Genomic DNA, 18,353 nt, shown 5'->3' with positions numbered 1-18,353 from the left:
CCGCGATGGTACAGAAGGGACTGGCGCGGGACACGGTCGTGCGCGCCGCGCTGGAACTGCTCGACGAGGTGGGCCTGGACGGGCTGTCGGTACGCCGCCTCGCCGCCCGCCTCGGCGTGCAGAACCCGGCCCTCTACTGGCACTTCCGCAACAAGCAGGAACTGCTGGACGAGATGGCGCGCGAGCTGCTCGCCCCCGAGATGGGCGGCCCCGGCGAGGGCGAGACCTGGCGGGAGTGGCTGACCCGGCGCGCCCACCGCTACCGGCGCACGCTGCTGAGCCACCGTGACGGGGCGCGGCTGGTCACCGGGAGCGACCCGGGCGCGAGCGTGGCGCGGGGGTTCGAGGAGGAGCTGAAGACCCTGGTCGGGCTGGGGTTCACGCCCGGCCAGGGCCTGCACGCCATCGGGTCCGTCAGCCACTACACCCTCGGCTTCGTGCTCAACGAGCAGGCCCAGCGCGAACGCCGGGAGCGGGGCCAGGCCCGGGACCTGGACGCGTACGCCGACTACCCCCTCACGGTCGCGGGCGTGCGCGAGGGTGGGGCCCCCACGAGCGAGGAGGCGTTCGCGCACGGGCTGCGGCTCCTCCTCGACGGCGTGGCCGTCTCTTTGCGGGACGCCTGAACGGCTTTCTTGAAGTGATTTGCCCCTTTTGATGGGCGGCGTGCTGTTATTTGTCCGTGGACTTCGCCTCTGATCCGCGCTTTCATTTTCTCCGTCGGTTCGGCATCGAATTACGGGGGTCAGATGGCTCGTTCGCGGCGAATCATGCAAATCGCCGTCGCTTTCACGGTGGTGGCGAGCGCCGCCCCTCCGGCGTCGGCGGCGCAGCGGGATCCCGTGCGGATCACGCGCTTCCTCGGGGAGCAGCGGCTGGCGCACCTGCTGAAGTTCGAGGACACCACGGTGGGCGGGCTGTCGGGGATCGACCGCGATCCCGGCACCGGCACCTGGTACTTCGTCTCCGACGACCGCCGGCGCTACAACCCCGCCCGCTTCTACACCGGGCAACTGGACTTCGACCGGGACACGGGGGAGTTCGTCGGCGTGCGGCTGACCGGGGTCAGGACGCTGACCAGGGCCGACGGCACGCCGTACGCGGCGTACGGCCGGCCGGGCTCGGCCGACCCCGAGTCGATCAGGTACGACCGGTGGAGCGGGCGGCTGATATGGGGAGACGAAGGGGACCGGCCGGACAGCGCCAATCAGGCCATTCCGATTTCCGCCGCCGCGGTGCACACGACCGACCTTCAAGGGCGTAATGCCGGCGAATTGCGGGTGCCGCCGAATTTGCGGCTGACGGACACCGAAAGAGGGCCCAGGCGTAATTTCGGCTTCGAAGGGGTGGCGGTCACGGAAAGCGGCATCACCGCCGTCACCGAGGGCCCGCGTCACGAGGACGGGCCCGTTCCCTCGGTGGCGCGTGGCGCGCCCGCGCGCCTGACCGTGTGGAACCGCATGGGCATCGCGCGCGCCCAGTACGCCTACCCGCTGGACCCCCTGCCCACCGCGCCGATCCCGCCCGACGGGGACGCCGACAGCGGAGTGTCGGAGATCCTGGCCATCGACGATGACCGCTATCTCGCGCTGGAACGGTCCTGGATCCAGGGCGTCAACTACCGGGTCAAGCTCTACGAGATCGACCTGCGCGGCGCCACGAACGTGCTGACCAGGGACGACCTTGCGCAGGGCAGACCATATCGGCCGGTGACCAAGCGGCTGGTCTACGACCTCGGCTCCTTCCGGCCCCCGGTCCAGAACCTCGAGAGCCTGGCCTGGGGGCCGCGCCTGGCCGACGGGTCGTGCACGCTGGTGATCGGCTCGGACGACAACTTCGACCAGGGCGAGACGACCCAGGTCCTCGCCTTCGCCGCCACGGGGTGCCCGTGAGGACGCCGGCCCGGAGGGCCTGTCGTGCCTGGTCAGGCGGCACGGCTGGGCGCCGCGAGCGTGGGTAGCGTGCTGGATATGGCCACCTTCGACCTGACCACGCTCCGGGCGGTCGTCTTCGACACCGACGGGGTGGTCACCGACACGGCGCGGGTGCACGCCGCCGCGTGGAAGCACGTGTTCGACGCGTTCCTGCGGGGCCGCTCCGCGCCGTTCGACGTGCGCGCCGACTACCTGGCCTTCGTGGACGGGCGGCCCCGGCTGGACGGGGTGCGCACGTTCCTGGCCTCGCGCGGCATCTCGATCCCCGAGGGCGGCCCGCAGGACGAGCCGGGGGCGGAGACCGTACACGGGCTGGGGCTGGCCAAGGACGCGCTGTTCGTGGAGGCGATCGCGCACCACGGCGTGGCCGCCTTCCCCTCCACCGTCGCATTGCTGCACGAGCTGCGCCAGCGCGGCTGCCGCACCGGCGTCGTCTCGGCCAGCAGGCACTGCCGGGCGGTGGTGTCGTCGGCGGGCCTGCTGCACCTGTTCGACGTGGTGGTCGGCGGGGAGGACGCCGCCGAGCTGGGGCTGCCCGGCAAGCCGGATCCCGCGCTGTTCCTGGAGGCCGCGCGCCGCCTGGAGCTGCCTCCCGGGGTGGTGGCGATCGTGGAGGACGCGCTGCCGGGCGTCGAGGCCGCGCGGAAGGGCGGGTTCGGCCTGGTCGTCGGGGTGGACAGGAGCGGGTCCGGGGTGCCGGGGGACGGGCCGCGGGCCGCCGCGGGGACCGGTGCCCGGGCGATGCTGGCCGCCGGGGCGGACGTCGTGGTCGCCGATCTGGCCGACACGGACGTCTCCGGCCGCGTGCCGGTGGGACGGCCATGAACGGCGCGCTCGGGCCCGTGCGCCGCGCGCCGCCGTTCCGCTACCGCGGAGGCCGGCTCTTCGTCGACGCCGACCACCACGAGGCACGCGTGAACGGCACCGCGCGCCGTAGCCACACGCGAGGAGAAACGATCATGACTGGCACCGGAGATCTCGGACGCCGCCTCATCCACTGCCGCGAACGCCTCGGCCTGACCCGTGAGCAGGTCGCCGAGCGTGCGGCCATGTCGGCGGGCTACCTGAGATACCTGGAGGAAAATCCCGATATGCCGGACACCGGGGCCCTCTACCGCCTGGCGGACGCGCTGCAGACCACGGTGCACGAGCTGCTGGGCGGCGGCCTGGACCGCCCGCCCGGGCACGGCCCCGCCATGGCCAACCCGACGATGGAGGTGCTGGACCCGGAGGAGTGCCTGCGGCTGATCTCGCCGGGCGGGATCGGGCGGGTGGCGTTCAGCGGCTCGCGCGGGCCCACCGTGTTGCCTGTCAACTACAAGCTGCACCACGGCGTGATCGTCTTCCGCACCGCGTCCGGCGGCCCGATGGACCAGGATCTGCGTTCGGGGCTGGAAGGGGTGGACATCAAGATCGCGTTCGAGGTCGACAAGATCGACGAGGCCAACCGCGAAGGGTGGAGCGTCCTGGTGCAGGGGCCCGCCCACCACGTGACGGCGGACGAGATGGAGGAGGTGGCCGACTCGGGCGTCACGCCCTGGGCGGGCGGCGAACGCCGCCTCTACATCCGCATCGTCCCCCACCAGATCGCGGGCCGGCGCATCCACGGCATGTAGTGGCCCCGGCGTTTCGTCGCAGATCAGAGGCGGTGGGCTGGGATACTGGCGCCCGTCGTTTCGCTGCTGATCAGAGGCCGTCGGCTGGGATACTTCGGTAGCCGGCCGGGCATGATCGCCACTGTCAGGAGGTGCCGCATGAAACGCTTCACCGGGCCAGCCCTACAGGTGCTCATCGTGCTCGCGGTGGCGACCGCCGGCTGCGGGGCCGTGGGCGACCCGCGGGGCTCGGTCCCCGGGACGGCCTCACCCGAGGAGACCACCCCGCCGGGCAGTCCTACGACCACGCCTCCCGGCACCGGGACGCCGGCCCCTCGCGAGGGCCTGGTCGCCGGCCGGTACCAGCCGCTGTGGCCGTTCTCCACTCCCGGCGAGGCGATGGCGTGGCGGGAGGCGTACCGCAGGGACGGCCGCGAGGCGTGGCACCTCGACGCCCGCCGCACCGCGCTCGCCTTCACCCGCGACTTCCTCCGCTTCACCGAGATCGACCGGGTCGCCAAGTCCGTCCGGCAGGGCGACCACGCGCGGGTGCACGTCGCCTACCAGGCCGAGGAGGGCCCGCGACCGCTGGTGGCGGCCGTCGTGCACCTGGTCAAGTTCGGCTCGGGCGAGGACGCGCCGTGGGAGGTGGTGGGCACGGACGACACCTCGCTCTCGCTCACCAGACCCCGCTACGGCGCCACCGTGCGGTCCCCGCTGACCGTGGGCGGCCGGATCACGGGCGTGGACGAGAGCGTCAAGGTCCAGGTCCGCCGGCCCGGCTCGGCCACCCCGATGGGGGAGTCGTGCTGCGTGGGCGCCGGCGGGACCGGCTCGCCGTGGTCGGCCCGGGTCTCCTTCAAGGCGCCCCCGGGGCGGACGCTGACCGTCGTGGCATCCACCGGCGGCCACGTGGCGACCGTCGAACGCTTCGCGGTGACGGGCGTGAACGTCGCCCCCTCCTGAACCCCTGCCCGGCGCGCCGCGAGATCCGGTCTCAGGCGGTCTGGCCGGTCGGGTGGAGGCGGACGCAGCAGTGTTCGGGGGCGGGTTCCAGGCGGGCGGTGACGCCTGTCGCGGCGAGGCCTTCGAGGAGTCCGGTGAGGAGGCACAGGTTCATGCCGCAGACCAGTTCGGTGTGCTGCCGGGCCAGGCTGTGGAAGGGGCAGTTGGCGAGGGTGATGGCGTCGCCCTCGGTGCGGGGCTCGAATCCGAGGGCTTCCAGGGCCGGCACGACCGCGGCGCGGGGGTCGGGTGCGGGGTCGGCGGGGCGAGCCTCGCGGCCGAGCTCTCTGCCCAGTTCGCGGGCGCGCCGGTCGAGCACGTCGCCTGGTGGCTCTCCTGAGGTCTGCGCTTCCTGGAGAGCGTCGGCGAGCAGGTGGGCGGCGGTTTCGTAGCGCCGGTCCGGTAGGGAGATCGTGATCTGCCCGCGCGCGCGCCGGTAGAGCTTGGCCGGGCGGCCGGCGCCGGGGCCGGTGCGGCCGGTGCGGCGTTCGTAGACGGCTTCGAGCAGCCCTTCGGCCACCAGTTTGTCCAGGTGGAACGAGACCGTGTTGCGCGGCGCCTGCACGGCGTCGGCGGCCTGGTCGCGGCTCACCGGCGCGGGCTGTCGCACCACGAACTCATACAAGCGGCGCCGCGTCGGCTCGTCCAGCGCCGCGACGGCGGAGACGCGTGCCGGCCATGCCTCGTCGACCTCGCTCATTCTAAAAACCATTCTTGTTGACTAAATCACTGGGCACCTTCTAATGTTAGCGAAACTTGTCAATAGAAGGAGGGTTCATGATGCGCTGCGCATCCGAGGATCGTGGGCGGGTGGCATGAGCGACTCCGTGGCGCAGCCGGTCGGTGGTTCGTCGCCGGACCACCAGCAGCGACGCCTGCGGGTGGTCCGGGGACGCGGCGATGTGGATCTTGAGGCCGCGCAACGGGCGGTGACCGACCTGCTGATCGCGCTGGGCCGGGACCCGGAGTCCGAGCATCTGGCCGACACCCCGAAGCGGGTCGCGCACGCCTATGCCGAGTTGCTGGCGCCGCGCGAGTTCAACCTGACGACCTTCCCCAACGAGGAGGGGTACGACGAGCTCGTCCTGGCCCGCGACATCCCGGTGCAGTCGCTGTGCGAGCACCACCTGCTGCCGTTCCAGGGCGTGGCGCACGTGGGCTACCTGCCCGGCGACCGCATCCTGGGGTTGTCGAAGCTCGCCCGCGTCGTCGAACTGTTCGCCCGCGATCTGCAGGTGCAGGAACGGCTGACCAAGCAGGTGGCCGACTGGTTGCAGCAGCACCTGGCCCCCAAGGGCGTCGGCGTGGTGATCGAGGCCGAGCACCTGTGCATGTCGATGCGCGGCGTGCAGGTCCGCGGGTCCCGCACGGTGACGTCGGCCCTGCAGGGGCTGCTCCGCGAGGATCCGCGCTCCCGGCAGGAGTTCTTCGCGCTGGCCGGAGCTCACGGCTGACCCCCCGTACAAGCAGACAGGAGATTGACGATGCCGGCACCAGCCACGTTCGTGATCGCCGGAGGCGGCCTGGCCGCGGCCAAGGCCGCCGAGGCCCTGCGCGAGGAAGGGTTCGACGGCGCGATCGTCGTGGTCGGCCGGGAACCGCACCTGCCCTACGAGCGGCCCCCGCTGTCGAAGACCTGTCTGCAGGACGGCGGCGAACGACAGAAGATCTTCGTGCACGACGCGGCCTGGTACCGCGACCACGCCGTCGACCTGCGCACCGGCGTCACGGTCACCGAGATCGACCGGGCCGCTCATCAGGTGACCCTGTCCGACGGCGAGCGGCTCCGGTACGACAAGCTGCTACTGGCCACCGGGGCGCGCCCGCGCCGCCTGACCGTCCCCGGCCACGATCGCGACAACGTGCTTTACCTGCGTACCGTCGACGACTCCGACCGCCTGCGTGCCACGCTGTCCGCCGCCACCAGGATCGCCGTCGTCGGCGCCGGCTGGATCGGCCTGGAGACCGCCGCCGCGGCCCGCGCAGCCGGCGTCGAGGTCACCGTGGTGGAGCAGGAGCGGCAGCCGCTGCTCGGCGTCCTCGGCCCCGAGATCGGCGCCGTCTTCGCCGGCCTGCACCGTGACCACGGCGTCGACCTGCGGCTCGGCGCCCGCCTCGCCGCGGTCACCGAGGCCGGCGTACGGCTGGCCGACGGCACCCACATCGACGCGGACGCCGTGGTGGCCGGCATCGGCGCCGTCCCGGAGACCGATCTGGCCGCCGCCGCGGGGCTGCCGGTCGGCAACGGCGTCATCACCACAGCCGACCTGCGCACCGGCGATCCCGACATCTTCGCCGCCGGCGACGTCGCCAACGCCTACCACCCCCTCCTGGGCGGGCACATCCGCGTCGAGCACTGGGCCAACGCGCTCAACCAGCCCGCCGTGGCCGCCCGCGCCATGCTCGGCCGGCAGGCCGCCTACGACGAGCTGCCCTACTTCTACACCGACCAGTACGACCTGGGCATGGAGTACGTCGGCCACGTCCCGCCCGGCCTCGCCCACGACGTCGTGATCCGCGGGGACCTGGCCGAGCGGGAGTTCCTCGCCTTCTGGCTCCGGAACGACACGGTGATCGCGGCCATGAACGTCAACATCTGGGACCAATCCGACGAGCTCAAGGCACTCGTCCGAGCCGCCTCCCCGCTCGACCGCGCCGCACTCGCCGACTCCGCGACCCCGCTGCGCCGGCTCATCAGTTGACCACGGCGTTCAAGCGCCCGCGGACTCACACGGTCAGCAGGACGTTGATGACCACGGCGACAGCCAGGATCAGCAGGATCCACTTCCACTTGCTCTTGACGACCTCCCCTCGGCGTTCATGACGATGCGTGCGGGCCCGCGCGAACGCGAGGTGCCGGGGCTCATGGCTGAGGGGCGTTCCAGGGTGCCGGCCGTGCTCGCCTACCTCAAGGCGTGATCCTCCCGTCCGTGAGGACGCTCAACGTCGTCCGTACGTCGTCCTCGTCGTTGAAGTAGTGGAAACCGAAACGCACGCGGTCGCCGAGCGCGGTCGCCCGCACACCCCGTTCGCGCAACCTCGCGGAGAGGCGGTCGGCATGATCGGTGTGCAGCACGACGATCTGGGAGAGCGGGCCGTTCACCACCCGCCGGAACCCGGCCCCTCGCGCCTCCTCGGTGAGCTGCCGGGCGAGATCGAGGCAGTGCCGCTCGACGCGGCCGGCGTCCAGCGAGCGGAACAGGCGAAGAGCCGCGCAGGCGCCGATCCACGAGAACCAGGCGGGGGAGGTGTCGCACCGGCCGGCATCGTCCGCCAACCCCATGGGGCCGCCGAAGTAGCCGTGCGGGGGACTGGTGGACTTCCAGCTCGGCGCGAGCGGCGTCAGGCCGCCGAGCCGGTCCGGCCTGGTGACGAGCCAGGCCGCGCCACGCGGGCACAACAACCACTTGTAGCCGTGTACGGCGAGGTAATCGGGGCGCACGGCCGCCGGGTCGTAGCGCAGCGCGCCCAGCGACTGCGTGAGGTTGACGAACAGCCGCGCGCCCACGCGGTCGGTCGCCTCCCGCAGGGCGGGCAGGTCGAGCCGCTGTCCCTCCCTGCTGGTCACCTCGCTGACGGCGAGCAGGACGGTGTCGTCGTCCAGCGCGGCGATCAGATCCTCCACCCGGGTCTCCCCGTCGCGCGCCGGGACCGCGACCACGTCGTGCCGGGCCAGCCACGGGAACAGGTTGCTGCGGAACTCCTCGGCCGCCACCACGATCCGGCCGGGCGGCAGGGACGCGGCGATCGTGGCGGCGGCCTCGGAGAGCGAGCCGAGGGCCGACACCGTGGCGGGTTCGACCCCGATCAGCCGGGCGAACAGGGCGCGGGCCCGGGCCGCCGCCGCGTCCCAGGCGGGCCAGTCGAGCTCGCCGGTGGACCAGTCGGACACGGCCTGGTGCATGGCCTCGGTCACCGGGTCCGCACCGGGAGGAACGCCCGGCGTGTCCAGCCATACCGTTGAGCGCAGCGCGGGGAAGAGCCCTCGGAAGTCCTCCGGGCTCATCGGCGGGGCAGGGCGGCCACGCCCTCGATCTCGACGGTCAGCGCCGGATCGGCCAGGGCCGTGACCACCGCGAGCGAATGGGCGGGCCAGTCGCCGTCCGGGTACCACTTCGCGAACGTCTCCGCCCGCGCCGCGCGGCAGCCCGCGACATGTTCGACGCCCGCGACCAGGGTGAACAGCTTCACCAGGTGCTGCGGCCCCGCGCCGAGCGAGTCGAGCAGCAGCTCGATGTTGGCGAAGATCTGCCGCGTCTGGGTCTCCGCGTCCGGGCCCGCGAGGGTGCCGTCCGGCAGCGCGCCGACCTGGCCGGAGATCATCACCAGCTCATGGCCTGCCGGCACCGAGGCGAGGTGACTGTACTGGCCGATCGGCGGGGCCAGCGTGGCGGGATTCCAGCGGCGGATCATCGGGTCTCTCCTCGGAGGGCCGGTTTCTGGGGCGTCACAACGCTAGGCGGGGGAGACCGGCCGGATCACGCGGCCACCTGCGGAATTTCAGATAGTCGAAAATCGGGCCGCCCCCTTCGGCGCGACCGCGCCCCGCTGACGTGGCCGGGGCCCGGCGCACCATGATGGAGACCGCGGGCGTACTCGCCCGGCGGGACCTGACGGGGAGGCGGACATGAGCGAGCCGGAGGCCGGCGGGAAGACCGTGCTGCTCACGCTGGAACGCGGCCTGCACGTGCTGGAGGCCGTGGCCGCCGCGGACGGCACCGCCACCGCGAAGGTGCTCAGCCGTCAGCTCGGCATCAAGCTCGGCACCTGCTACCACCTCCTGCGCACGCTGCTGGCCGGCGGCTACGTGGTGCGCCTTTCCGGCGGCCGGTACGACGTCGGCCACCGGGCGGCGTCGCTGAACCGGCACCTCCAGCGCCGGGCGGGACCGGCGCCCGAGCTGGCGGTGATCCTGGCCCGGCTGCACGACAGGACGCATGAGACGTCCTACATCTCCGGCTGGCAGCACGGAACGCTGACGTTGCAGCACTACATCTCCGGGCCGCACGCGATGAGCGTCGGCGAGCTCGACGTCGGCTACACCGGGCACATGCACGCGCGCGCCTCCTGCAAGGCGGTGCTCGCCTTCCTGCCGGAGGATCAGGTGGCGGCGATGTTCAAGGGAGTGGAGCTCAAGGCGGTCACCCCGCGCACGATCGTCGACCACGACCACCTCACCGTCGAGCTGGCCCGGGTGCGCAGGCAGGGCTACGCGGTGGACCATGAGGAGTTCAGCGAGGGCGTGTGCTGCGTGTCGGCGCCCTTCTTCGACGAGACGGGTTCGCCGACGGGCGCGTTCACGGTGTCCGTCCCGACGATCCGGTTCCAGGAGAGGCAGGCCACGATGACCCTGGGGGTCCGGGAGGCGGCCGCGATGGCGACCGGCCTCCTGCGCGGGCGGGCCGTGGCCCACGCGGTGCCGGATAGGAGGGTGTGTCCCTGCATCGCCCGATAAGGACACCGCCCCGGACGCGCCGCACGGAAACGGCTACCGCCCGCTAGCTGCGATGACGCCGGTTGATCGGTTAGCCTCGGCATCGGGAACGGGCGCGCGCCGCCACGACCGGGGCCGGGGACCGCAACGCAGTGAGGTGCTCATGAGCCAACTGGACAACGCCCCGCCGGAGAGCGGGTCACTGGCCGAACTCGCCAGGCGACACGGGCTGCGCCCCGCCATCGCGCGCCCGAGACTGCCCGTCTACACGCGCCAGCTGTGGGAGCGGCGGCACTTCATCCTGACGTACGCGACCTCGCGCAACGTCTCCAAATACTCGGGATCCGCGCTGGGTCAGCTCTGGCAGATCCTCACCCCGCTGCTGAACGCGGCCATCTACTACGTGATGTTCGGCCTCATCCTCGGCGGCAGCAAGAACATCGACAACTACCCGGCGTTCCTGCTGACCGGGATGTTCGTGTTCACGTACACGCAGCGGACCGTCACCGCGGGCGCCAAGTCGATCTCCGGCAACCTGTCGCTGATCCGCGCCCTGCACTTCCCCCGGGCGTCGCTGCCGCTGGCGTACACGATCCAGGAGCTGCAGCAGCTCACCATCTCCATGGGGGTGCTGCTGCTGATCGTGACGGTGACGGGGGAGTTCCCCACGTGGTTCTGGCTGATGGTGCCGATCGTGCTGGCGCTGCAGACGTCGTTCAACATCGGGGCGGGGCTGGTGCTGGCCAGGCTGGGGTCCACGGTGCGGGACCTCAGCCAGTTGCTGCCGTTCATCATGCGGACGTGGCTGTACGCGTCCGGGGTGTTCTTCGCCATCCATGACAAGGTCGTCAACAGCGCCCGCCTGCCGGAGTGGGTGGCGACGGTGATGTACCTGAACCCGGCGGCCTCCTACATCGAGTGGATGCGCGACATCCTGATCGGGAGCCACGTCCCGCCGCGGACGGTGTGGCTGTCGTGCGTGTTCTGGGCGGTGTTCTCGCTGATCTTCGGGTTCTGGTACTTCTGGCGGGCCGAGGACCGCTACGGGCGGGGCTGACCGGGAACGGCGGTGTCACTGGCTTCCTCCACCGCCGCACCCACCGCCACCGCCCCCGCCGTCGGACCCACCGCCTCCACCGTCGGAGCCGCCCCAGCCTCCGCCGCCGTCATGGCCGTGGGACCCGCCGCCGCCGTCGAACAGGCCGCCGAAGTCGAAGAACCTGCCCTCGTACGAGGGGTCGCCGTAGGAGTAGGCGGGGCTGCCGTACGACCCGCAATGGCCGGGCGCGCAGCACGCCGCCCGCGCCCCGCGGTGGCTCCTGGCCCGCGTGTCGCGGGCCAGCGAGCCGGCCAGCCGCCGGTCCGGCAGCTCGGTGAGGCCCCGCAGCGCCACCACCCCGGCGTCGTCCGAGACCTTCCAGGACCCGTCCGCCAGGTCGTCGACCTCGGCCTGCCGCAGAGCGGCCCGCCCGGCTCTGGTCACCGGGTTCGCCATGGAGCGCCGCAGCAGGAAGAAGCAGAGCACGCCGACGACGGCGGCCGCCCCGGCGATCACCATCGTGGCCGGCGGGGCGCGCAGGAGCAGGCTCACCACGGCCACGACCGCCGCCAGCCCGGCGAAGACGGCCAGCCAGCTCGTACGCCGCCGCGACCGCGTCCGGACGGCTGGCGACATCAGGAATCCCTGCCGCCACAACGGCGTCGCCAGCCGCCGCATCGCGTGATCGCGGACCGTCTGGTGCCTCAGCTCGGCCGTCGTGTGCGGTCCCCCGCCCGAACGCACGTGCCGGTAGAGCGCCCGCTCGACCGGCACCGACTTGGTCACGCGGAACCCCTTCACCGGCGTGACCAGCCCCTCGCTCGACACCCGCACCCCGCCCTGCGAGACCAGCGACACCAGCGCCGCGTTGATGACCCGCCGCGGCCCGCCCGCGAGGAACGCCGCCTCGTAGACGCTCAGCCGGTGGCTCCCGCGCGCCGCGACGGAACGGGCACGGAACAACGCGAATTGCGTCCGGATCGCGGTGAGGACGACCAGCGCGAGCAGCACGATGGCAGCCGTGTGTAAGACCCCGTCCATACAGCCTCCCCAGAGGCGGCCCCTTTGCATGAAGGACTCTTCCGGAGGCGCGAGGGTTCCCGGAAAAACTTACAGGTTTCTCGAACCATGCGAGCGGGATGAACGGACGGGGCAGGTGGGTTGCACGAGGCAAGGAACGCCCGCATTCCCGCTGAGGAGATCGCATGAGCGCACCCACCGACGACCGCCCCGTACGGCAGCTCCGGCTGGTGGTGGAGGCCGAGGACTACGAGGCCGCGCTGGCCTTCTACCGTGATGTGCTGGGCCTTCCCGAGCAGGCCGCGTTCTCCGGCGGGGACGGCGCGCGGGTGGCGATCCTGGACGCCGGGCGGGCCACGCTGGAGATCGCGAACCCGGCGCAGAAGAAGATGATCGACGAGGTCGAGGTGGGACGGCAGGTGGCGCCGAAGCTCCGGGTGGCGTTCGAGGTGGACGACGCGCGGGGCACCACCGGGCGGCTGGTGGCGGCGGGTGCGACGGAGGTGGCGCCGCCCACGGTCACGCCCTGGGAGTCGCTGAACGCCCGGCTGGACGCGCCCGCGGGCCTGCACATCACGGTCTTCGAGGAGCTGCGCGACCTGGAGGAGCGCCACACGCTCGACGGCTTCGGCACCGACGCCTGAGTGCGTCAGCGGGGCGCCCGCACCGGTCGCGGCGGCTCCAGCTCCGCCTGGCCGGGCAGGACGCCCCGCGCCCGCACCCCGTTCATCCGGGTGACGCTTCCCATCCCCTACACCTTAGACGCCCGGAGATCACCGCGATTCGGGTGAATACCGCCCTTGACCTGGGCAGGCCCTTGACTCGGGCCCTGACCGGGCATGCGATTTCGGTATAGGACGGAATCGACGGCCCGGCGGCTACGACGAACGCCGGCGCCGCCACCGCGCGTCGGCCAGCGACCAGGCGGCCTCCCACTCGCGGTAACGTCCCCGGTCGAGCAGCAGCCGGAAGCCCGCGAACCCCAGCCCCGCGACCACCGCCGCCACCAGCACCAGCAGCAGCGTCGTCGCCACGGCCGTGACCCGGAGGTCGCCGGGGCTCGGCGGCGAGCTGACCCGCCGGCCGCCGGGATCGACCCAGATCCGCACCTCCGTGCCCGCCTTGGCCAGGGGCGGCGCCATCACCCGGCCGGTACGCGCCAGCCCGGCCGGCGTCGTCCAGTGCGCCGGGGCCGGCTCGCTCCGGGGCGCCTCCCCGAACGACAGGCGCGTCACCGGCGCGTCGGCCAGCAACGTCGCCACCACCTCCCGGCGCCCGTCGCCGAGCGCCGGCAGCGCGTGCTCGTACGACTGCCGCCCCGCCGCCGCCGCGGGCCACACGCTGAGCAGGACGAGGACCACCGTCACGAGCAGCACGGCGCTCTCCAGGCGGTCGGAGCGCCGCCGCAGCGGGTTGCCGTCCGGCCGGTGCCGCCGCACCCACCGCATCACCGACTCGGTCACGTGCATCATCATGCACCAGAGCACCGGGTGCTCACCGGGCGGTCGGGCGGGCGCGGACGTGCATGCGCTCCCCCTGAGGGCCGAACAGGGCGAGGATCTCGGTCGGCTCCGGGCCGGGGTTGGCGGACGCGTGCGGCGTCCGCGTGTCGAACTCCGCCGCCTCCCCCTCCGTCAGGATCACGTCGTGCTCCCCGAGGAGCAGCCGCAGCCGCCCCGACAGCACGTACATCCACTCGTAGCCTTCGTGGACCTTCTGGTCCGACGGCCCCGGCTCGTAGCCCGGCCAGTGCGGCGGGAAGATCTGCTTGTACGCCTGCACCCCGCCGGGCCGGCGGCTCAGCGGGATGAACGTCGTGCCGTGCCGTTTGAAGGGGCGCAGATGCACGCGCGGGTCACCGGTCACCGGCGCGTCGATCAGCTCGTCGAGCTGCACCTGGTACGCCCGGGCCAGCAGCAGGAGCAGCTCCAGGGTCGGTTTGCGCTGACCCGACTCCAGGCGGGACAGGGTGCTGACGGAGATGCCGGTGCTCGCGGACAGCTGCGCCAGCGTCTCGCCACGCTCCTGGCGCACCGACCGCAGCCGCGGCCCCACGGACTGGAGTACGTCGTCGAGGTCGTCCATGCGACCCACTTTGCCATTTCGGCAATGGAATTTGTCAAATCGGCCGCCGGGCGCGGACAGTGTCGGACATCGGAATCACCGTGAGGAGAGGCGAGATGGACGCGAAGTACGACGTCGTGGTGGTCGGGGGCGGGGCCGCGGGACTGAGCGGGGCGCTCACGCTGGGCCGGGCGCGGCGCAGGGTGCTGGTGGTCGACGCCGGCCGGCCGCGCAACGCGCCCGCCGAGGGCGTGCACACGTACCTGGGGCGCGAGGGACTCTCGCCGCTCGAACTGCTGGCCGCGGGCCGGGAGGAGGTGATCGGGTACGGCGGGGAGATCGTGACCGGCACCGTCACCACCGCCGAGCGACTCGACGACGGGGGCTTCCGCGTCGCGCTGGCGGACGGCGCCACGGTCGAGGCGGACCGGCTGCTGGTCACCACCGGCCTGACCGACGAGCTGCCGGACGTGCCGGGCCTGGCCGAGCGGTGGGGCAAGGACGTGCTGCACTGCCCGTACTGCCACGGCTGGGAGGTGCGCGACCAGGCGATCGCGATCCTGGGCACGGGGCCGCTCTCCGTTCACCAGGCGCTGCTGTGGCGGCAGTGGAGCGCCGACGTGACCTTCTTCCCGCACACCGCGCCCGAGCTCGGCCACGACCAGCGGCGTCAGCTCGCCGCCAGGGGCGTCACCGTGGTCGAGGGCAAGGTGGCGGGCCTGGAGGTGACGGACGGGAGGCTGTCCGGGGTGCGGCTCGCCGACGGGCGCGTGGTGGCCTGCCAGGCTCTGGCGACCGCCGGCCTTCTCACCGCCCAGGCGGGGCTGCTCGCGGCGCTGGGGCTGGAGACGGAGGAGATGGAGATGTCCGGGCACGTGATCGGCACCCGCGTGCCCGCCGACCCGATGGGCGCCACCAGCGTGCCCGGGGTGTGGGTGGCGGGGAACGTGACCACCCTGAACGAGCAGGTCATCGGCGCCGCGGCGGCGGGCGTGCGGGCGGCGGCGGCGATCAACGCCGACCTGGTCGCCGAGGAGACCCGCCGCGCCGTCGCCGCCATGGATGTCGCCCCGGAGGAGTACTGGGACTCCCGTTACTCCGAGAAGACCCGGATCTGGAGCGGGAACCCCAATGTGACGCTCGTCCGCGAGGTGTCGGACCTCGAGCCCGGCACGGCGCTGGACCTGGGCTCCGGCGAGGGAGGCGACGCGATCTGGCTCGCGGGCAGGGGGTGGCGGGTCACCGCGGCCGACGTCTCCGGCGTGGCCCTCGAACGCGCCGCCGCACACGCCAAGGAGGCAGGGGTCGCCGATCGCATCGACTGGCAGTGGCACGACCTGGGCGTGTCCTTCCCCGAAGGCGTCTTCGACCTCGTCTCCGCCTGTTTCCTGCACTCGTTCGTGAACCTGCCGCGCGAGGAGATCCTGCGGGCCGCCGCGTCGGTGGTCGCCCCCGGCGGCGTGCTGCTGGTCGTCGGGCACGCGGCATGGCCGTCCTGGGCGCAGAACGCGCACCCCGAGGTGCACTTCCCCACGCCGCAGGAGGTCCTGGACGCGCTCCGGCTGCCGGAGGGGGAGTGGGAGGTGCAGGTCAGCGAGGAGTACGAGCGCGCCCAGGACGACCCGGACGGCCGGCCCGGCACCCACACGGACAACGTGCTCAAGGTCCGCCGACTGCCCTAGCGGGGCGTCTGGCTGCGGTAGGAGTGGCCGAGCTCGGGGCCGAGGCCGAAGTAGTGGCGGAAGCTGTAGATGAGCGGGCTCCACGTGCCCGGGTCCACGTGCTGGGTGCCGGGCACCACGATGCGCGGGTCCGCGTGCACCCTGCTCACGACGGCCTCCGCGATCACGAACGACCCCGAGACGTCGTGGCCCACCCGCTCCGCCCGTGCCTCGAACTGGAGGGGGCACCGGGCCACGCGCGGCGGCCGCACGGTCTCGGAGGGCTCGGGCCGCAGCCCGGCCGCGGCGAACTTGCCGGGCTCGTACCGGCAGCCCGCATGCTTGGTCGCCGGCACCGGGTGCCGCCCGGTGAGGGGCGCCAGCCGTTCGACCGCCTCCCACTGGTGAGGAGCGGGCAGGTTGACGACCACCTCCGGGCGGCTCATGAGGTTGCGGGCGGTCTGCCCCTCGGCGCCCAGCCCCAGCACGATCACCTGGCCCAGCGCCCAGGCCGAGGACATCGGGGCGAGGTTGAACGTCCCGTCCGGGTTCTCGGTGGAGAGCAGGACGACCGGGGTCCCGAAGTACAGGATGCTCGGCTCGATGGTCACAGTGTTCATGCGGGCGAGCCTAGGAACGGGACGTTCAACGCCGGACCGAAACGTTGTAGCGAATCTACAATGTAAAGGCGCCCGGCTCGGCGCGGTACGCCGTCCCCTTCCCGGCAAGCAGCACCGATGCGGCAGCCGCGGGGATGAACGCCGACTCGCCCGGCCGCAGCGTCAGGCCGGCCAGGCGGGCCTCCCCGTCGATGCAGACGACGATCTGGGGCGCGCCTCCGGGCAGCGTGTGGGGGCTGTCGAGGTCGTAGCGCGTGAGGGCGAACTCGGGGACCGGCGGCCGGTAGTGGTGCTCGCCGGGCGTGTCCTGCTCCGGCCGGACCAGGTGGGGGGCGGAAGGGGTGAAGTCGACGACGCGCATGAGCTCGGGCACGTCGATGTGCTTGGTGGTGAGCCCGCAGCGCAGCACGTTGTCGGAGTTGGCCATGATCTCGACGCCGATGCCGCCGAGGTAGGCGTGGGGGACCCCGGCGCCGAGGTAGAGGGCCTGGCCGGGGGCCAGGTTGACGTGGTGGAGCAGGAGCGCGGCGGTGACGCCCGGGTCGCCGGGGCAGGCGCGGGCGAGGTCGCCGTAGACGGCCAGGCCGGGGTCGTCGGACTCGCGCAGGGCGTGCTCGACCTGGGCGCGCAGCGGCTCGTGGGCGTCGTCGAGCATCTGGGCGAACACGGTGCGCAGGTCGCCCGCTCTGAGCAGGTCGCTCCAGGGGGCCAGGTCCGGCACGGAGAGACGGTCGAGGAGGGCGGCGGTGGCGGCGGGGTCGCGGAAGCCGCACAGGCCGTGGAAGGGGGTGATCGCGCAGACCATCTCGGGTTTGTGCGAGGTGTCCTTGTACGTGCGGGCGGGGTCGTCGATGGGGACGCCGCGGGCGTCCTCGTCGGCGAACCCGGCCTGGGCCTGCTCGGTGGTGGGGTGGACCTGGAGGGAGAGCGGCCGTTCGATGGCCAGGACCTTGAGCAGGTAGGGGAGGGCGGGGCCGAAGCGGGCGGCGGTGGCCTCGCCGAGGGTGCCGGCGGGGTCGTCGGCGATGAGCTCGTTGAGCGGGGTGCCGCCGACGGTGGAGGGGTCGCCGGGGTGGGCGCCCATCCAGAGCTCGGCCTGGGGCCGGCCGGTGGGCTCGGTGCCGAAGAGCTGCGGCAGGGCCGTCACCGAGCCCCAGTCGTAGGGGCGGATGGCGGTGGCCAGGCGCATGGGCGCCGGGTCGGGCTGTGGCACGGCGTTGTCTCCGATCGTCGTGCTTGGAGCGTAGAACGAGACGGCCGGATGTGCGTAGCCGGGGGCCGCGTTGCAGGGCTGCTATACACGGGTATAGTCTGCTTTTCAGATGAACAGCGAGCTATACAGGGGAACGGGATGACGACCGTACCGGATCCAGAGGATCTCACGGCGCGTGCGCGGATCAGGGACGCGGCGATGCGGCACATCGGCGAGCACGGGTTCGAGCGGGCGACGATCCGCGACATCGCGGAGAGCGCCGGCGTGTCCCTGGGCCTGGTGCGCCATCATTTCGGCTCGAAGCAGGCGCTGCGCGAGGCGTGCGACGAGCAGCTGATGAAGACGATCCGCAGGCTGAGCGAGCAGGCCGCGAGCGACCCTTACGGCGCCGGGCTCAACCCGGCCGCCGTCATGGGCCCGTACCAGCCCTATCTGGCGCGGGCGCTGACGGAGGGGTGGGCGGCGCCGCTGTTCGACGAGATGGTGGACCTCGGCGAGGGGTGGATCGCGGAGGCCGACAGGAGTCGTGCCGATCCTCCCGACGTGGACGCCCGGTCCCGTTCGACGATGATCGCGGCGATGGCGTTGTCGGCCACGGTGCTGCGCCGGCATGTCGAGCGTGGCATGGGTGTGGATCTGACCAGCCCGGAGGGGCAGGTCAAGCTGATGCGGGTGATCGTGGACCTCTACTCTCACCCGCTGCTCAGCCTGGAGGAGGCCGCTGAGGCCAGGAAGGCCCTCGATCGGGGCGCGACCACGTGAATCTGG

20 protein-coding genes are annotated in these 18,353 nt (G+C 72.5%); 12 read left to right on the top strand and 8 right to left on the bottom strand.

The features are described from left to right. Positions 1-5: 5 nt before the first annotated feature. The 5 genes from ACWDRB_RS61750 to ACWDRB_RS61730 all read left to right on the top strand — a co-directional run bounded on the left by ACWDRB_RS61750 (position 6) and on the right by ACWDRB_RS61730 (position 4,495). Positions 6-626 (top strand): TetR/AcrR family transcriptional regulator C-terminal domain-containing protein, encoded by a 621-nt coding sequence (locus tag ACWDRB_RS61750; RefSeq protein WP_449911168.1) that lies wholly within the window; start codon positions 6-8, stop codon positions 624-626. A gap of 144 nt (positions 627-770) precedes the next feature. Continuing rightward, on the top strand, positions 771-1,892 hold the full coding sequence (locus ACWDRB_RS61745) for an esterase-like activity of phytase family protein (RefSeq protein WP_449911166.1): 1,122 nt from the start codon (positions 771-773) through the stop codon (positions 1,890-1,892). A 78-nt stretch (positions 1,893-1,970) separates the two neighbouring features. Next, positions 1,971-2,759, top strand: a complete 789-nt coding sequence (locus tag ACWDRB_RS61740) for an HAD family hydrolase (RefSeq protein ID WP_449911164.1) — start codon at positions 1,971-1,973, stop codon at positions 2,757-2,759. A 134-nt stretch (positions 2,760-2,893) separates the two neighbouring features. Then, positions 2,894-3,550: a helix-turn-helix domain-containing protein gene (locus ACWDRB_RS61735; protein WP_355212112.1), complete on the top strand. Its 657-nt coding sequence runs from the start codon at positions 2,894-2,896 to the stop codon at positions 3,548-3,550. Between the two features lie 138 nt (positions 3,551-3,688). Next, the gene (locus tag ACWDRB_RS61730; RefSeq protein WP_449911162.1) at positions 3,689-4,495 is read left to right on the top strand and encodes a hypothetical protein; all 807 of its coding nucleotides are present in this window, start codon (positions 3,689-3,691) and stop codon (positions 4,493-4,495) included. 31 nt (positions 4,496-4,526) lie between these two features. Here ACWDRB_RS61730 and ACWDRB_RS61725 read toward each other — a convergent pair whose 3' ends face one another. Beyond that, the gene (locus ACWDRB_RS61725; RefSeq protein ID WP_449911160.1) at positions 4,527-5,234 is read right to left on the bottom strand and encodes a helix-turn-helix transcriptional regulator; all 708 of its coding nucleotides are present in this window, start codon (positions 5,232-5,234) and stop codon (positions 4,527-4,529) included. Between the two features lie 115 nt (positions 5,235-5,349). Here ACWDRB_RS61725 and folE point away from each other — a divergent pair, with 115 nt between their 5' ends. Next, positions 5,350-5,988, top strand: a complete 639-nt coding sequence (gene folE, locus ACWDRB_RS61720; RefSeq protein ID WP_449911158.1) for a GTP cyclohydrolase I FolE — start codon at positions 5,350-5,352, stop codon at positions 5,986-5,988. Positions 5,989-6,018: 30 nt separating this feature from the next. Further along, the gene (locus ACWDRB_RS61715; protein ID WP_449911156.1) at positions 6,019-7,236 is read left to right on the top strand and encodes an NAD(P)/FAD-dependent oxidoreductase; all 1,218 of its coding nucleotides are present in this window, start codon (positions 6,019-6,021) and stop codon (positions 7,234-7,236) included. Positions 7,237-7,442: 206 nt separating this feature from the next. On the opposite strand, the gene ACWDRB_RS61710 is transcribed toward ACWDRB_RS61715, so the two are convergent. Then, complete coding sequence (locus tag ACWDRB_RS61710) at positions 7,443-8,540, bottom strand: aminotransferase class V-fold PLP-dependent enzyme (protein ID WP_449911154.1); 1,098 nt, start codon at positions 8,538-8,540, stop codon at positions 7,443-7,445. Further along, entirely contained in the window at positions 8,537-8,947 is a 411-nt protein-coding gene (locus ACWDRB_RS61705) for a RidA family protein (RefSeq protein WP_449911152.1), read from the bottom strand. Before ACWDRB_RS61705 ends, ACWDRB_RS61710 begins: the two co-directional genes overlap by 4 nt. Before the next feature lie 214 nt (positions 8,948-9,161). Here ACWDRB_RS61705 and ACWDRB_RS61700 point away from each other — a divergent pair, with 214 nt between their 5' ends. Continuing rightward, positions 9,162-9,989: an IclR family transcriptional regulator gene (locus ACWDRB_RS61700; protein ID WP_449911150.1), complete on the top strand. Its 828-nt coding sequence runs from the start codon at positions 9,162-9,164 to the stop codon at positions 9,987-9,989. A 142-nt stretch (positions 9,990-10,131) separates the two neighbouring features. Then, the gene (locus ACWDRB_RS61695) at positions 10,132-11,025 is read left to right on the top strand and encodes an ABC transporter permease (RefSeq protein WP_350743055.1); all 894 of its coding nucleotides are present in this window, start codon (positions 10,132-10,134) and stop codon (positions 11,023-11,025) included. Positions 11,026-11,040: 15 nt separating this feature from the next. Here the strand turns inward: ACWDRB_RS61695 and ACWDRB_RS61690 are convergent, their stop codons facing one another. Then, positions 11,041-12,048 carry a TIGR04222 domain-containing membrane protein gene (locus ACWDRB_RS61690; protein WP_449911148.1) on the bottom strand — a complete coding sequence of 336 codons (1,008 nt, stop codon included), beginning with the start codon at positions 12,046-12,048 and terminating at the stop codon, positions 11,041-11,043. 164 nt (positions 12,049-12,212) lie between these two features. On the opposite strand from ACWDRB_RS61690, the gene ACWDRB_RS61685 reads away from it, so the two are divergent. Next, complete coding sequence (locus ACWDRB_RS61685) at positions 12,213-12,671, top strand: VOC family protein (RefSeq protein ID WP_449911146.1); 459 nt, start codon at positions 12,213-12,215, stop codon at positions 12,669-12,671. 234 nt (positions 12,672-12,905) lie between these two features. Here ACWDRB_RS61685 and ACWDRB_RS61680 read toward each other — a convergent pair whose 3' ends face one another. Then, a complete protein-coding gene (locus ACWDRB_RS61680; protein WP_449911144.1) occupies positions 12,906-13,490 on the bottom strand; it encodes an Rv1733c family protein in 585 nt (194 codons plus the stop codon). Positions 13,491-13,521: 31 nt separating this feature from the next. Then, complete coding sequence (locus ACWDRB_RS61675; protein WP_449911142.1) at positions 13,522-14,112, bottom strand: helix-turn-helix domain-containing protein; 591 nt, start codon at positions 14,110-14,112, stop codon at positions 13,522-13,524. Positions 14,113-14,207: 95 nt separating this feature from the next. Here ACWDRB_RS61675 and ACWDRB_RS61670 point away from each other — a divergent pair, with 95 nt between their 5' ends. Then, on the top strand, positions 14,208-15,773 hold the full coding sequence (locus ACWDRB_RS61670; protein ID WP_449911140.1) for an FAD-dependent oxidoreductase: 1,566 nt from the start codon (positions 14,208-14,210) through the stop codon (positions 15,771-15,773). Here the strand turns inward: ACWDRB_RS61670 and ACWDRB_RS61665 are convergent. Next, positions 15,770-16,372: a flavin reductase family protein gene (locus ACWDRB_RS61665; RefSeq protein WP_449911138.1), complete on the bottom strand. Its 603-nt coding sequence runs from the start codon at positions 16,370-16,372 to the stop codon at positions 15,770-15,772. The genes ACWDRB_RS61670 and ACWDRB_RS61665 overlap by 4 nt on opposite strands. A gap of 55 nt (positions 16,373-16,427) precedes the next feature. Continuing rightward, on the bottom strand, positions 16,428-17,585 hold the full coding sequence (gene manA, locus ACWDRB_RS61660; protein WP_449911136.1) for a mannose-6-phosphate isomerase, class I: 1,158 nt from the start codon (positions 17,583-17,585) through the stop codon (positions 16,428-16,430). A 138-nt stretch (positions 17,586-17,723) separates the two neighbouring features. On the opposite strand from manA, the gene ACWDRB_RS61655 reads away from it, so the two are divergent. Beyond that, positions 17,724-18,347, top strand: coding sequence for a TetR/AcrR family transcriptional regulator (locus ACWDRB_RS61655; protein WP_449911134.1), 624 nt, complete (start codon positions 17,724-17,726; stop codon positions 18,345-18,347). Positions 18,348-18,353 lie beyond the last annotated feature (6 nt).

Source organism: Nonomuraea sp. NPDC003707 (assembly GCF_053587055.1).
The sequence above is the reverse complement of the archived record's forward strand: the minus strand, read 5'-3'. Positions and strand labels throughout refer to the sequence as shown.

Coding starts and splice junctions, on each gene's coding strand:
- ACWDRB_RS61745 (WP_449911166.1), top strand. CDS start 771: ATGCAAATCGCCGTCGCTTTCACGGTGGTGGCGAGCGCCGCCCCTCCG.
- ACWDRB_RS61695 (WP_350743055.1), top strand. CDS start 10,132: ATGAGCCAACTGGACAACGCCCCGCCGGAGAGCGGGTCACTGGCCGAA.
- ACWDRB_RS61735 (WP_355212112.1), top strand. CDS start 2,894: ATGACTGGCACCGGAGATCTCGGACGCCGCCTCATCCACTGCCGCGAA.
- ACWDRB_RS61700 (WP_449911150.1), top strand. CDS start 9,162: ATGAGCGAGCCGGAGGCCGGCGGGAAGACCGTGCTGCTCACGCTGGAA.
- ACWDRB_RS61690 (WP_449911148.1), bottom strand. CDS start 12,048: ATGGACGGGGTCTTACACACGGCTGCCATCGTGCTGCTCGCGCTGGTC.
- ACWDRB_RS61675 (WP_449911142.1), bottom strand. CDS start 14,112: ATGGACGACCTCGACGACGTACTCCAGTCCGTGGGGCCGCGGCTGCGG.
- ACWDRB_RS61665 (WP_449911138.1), bottom strand. CDS start 16,372: ATGAACACTGTGACCATCGAGCCGAGCATCCTGTACTTCGGGACCCCG.
- ACWDRB_RS61685 (WP_449911146.1), top strand. CDS start 12,213: ATGAGCGCACCCACCGACGACCGCCCCGTACGGCAGCTCCGGCTGGTG.
- ACWDRB_RS61705 (WP_449911152.1), bottom strand. CDS start 8,947: ATGATCCGCCGCTGGAATCCCGCCACGCTGGCCCCGCCGATCGGCCAG.
- ACWDRB_RS61730 (WP_449911162.1), top strand. CDS start 3,689: ATGAAACGCTTCACCGGGCCAGCCCTACAGGTGCTCATCGTGCTCGCG.
- ACWDRB_RS61670 (WP_449911140.1), top strand. CDS start 14,208: ATGGACGCGAAGTACGACGTCGTGGTGGTCGGGGGCGGGGCCGCGGGA.
- ACWDRB_RS61750 (WP_449911168.1), top strand. CDS start 6: ATGGTACAGAAGGGACTGGCGCGGGACACGGTCGTGCGCGCCGCGCTG.
- ACWDRB_RS61725 (WP_449911160.1), bottom strand. CDS start 5,234: ATGAGCGAGGTCGACGAGGCATGGCCGGCACGCGTCTCCGCCGTCGCG.
- ACWDRB_RS61715 (WP_449911156.1), top strand. CDS start 6,019: ATGCCGGCACCAGCCACGTTCGTGATCGCCGGAGGCGGCCTGGCCGCG.
- ACWDRB_RS61740 (WP_449911164.1), top strand. CDS start 1,971: ATGGCCACCTTCGACCTGACCACGCTCCGGGCGGTCGTCTTCGACACC.
- ACWDRB_RS61710 (WP_449911154.1), bottom strand. CDS start 8,540: ATGAGCCCGGAGGACTTCCGAGGGCTCTTCCCCGCGCTGCGCTCAACG.
- folE (WP_449911158.1), top strand. CDS start 5,350: ATGAGCGACTCCGTGGCGCAGCCGGTCGGTGGTTCGTCGCCGGACCAC.
- ACWDRB_RS61655 (WP_449911134.1), top strand. CDS start 17,724: ATGACGACCGTACCGGATCCAGAGGATCTCACGGCGCGTGCGCGGATC.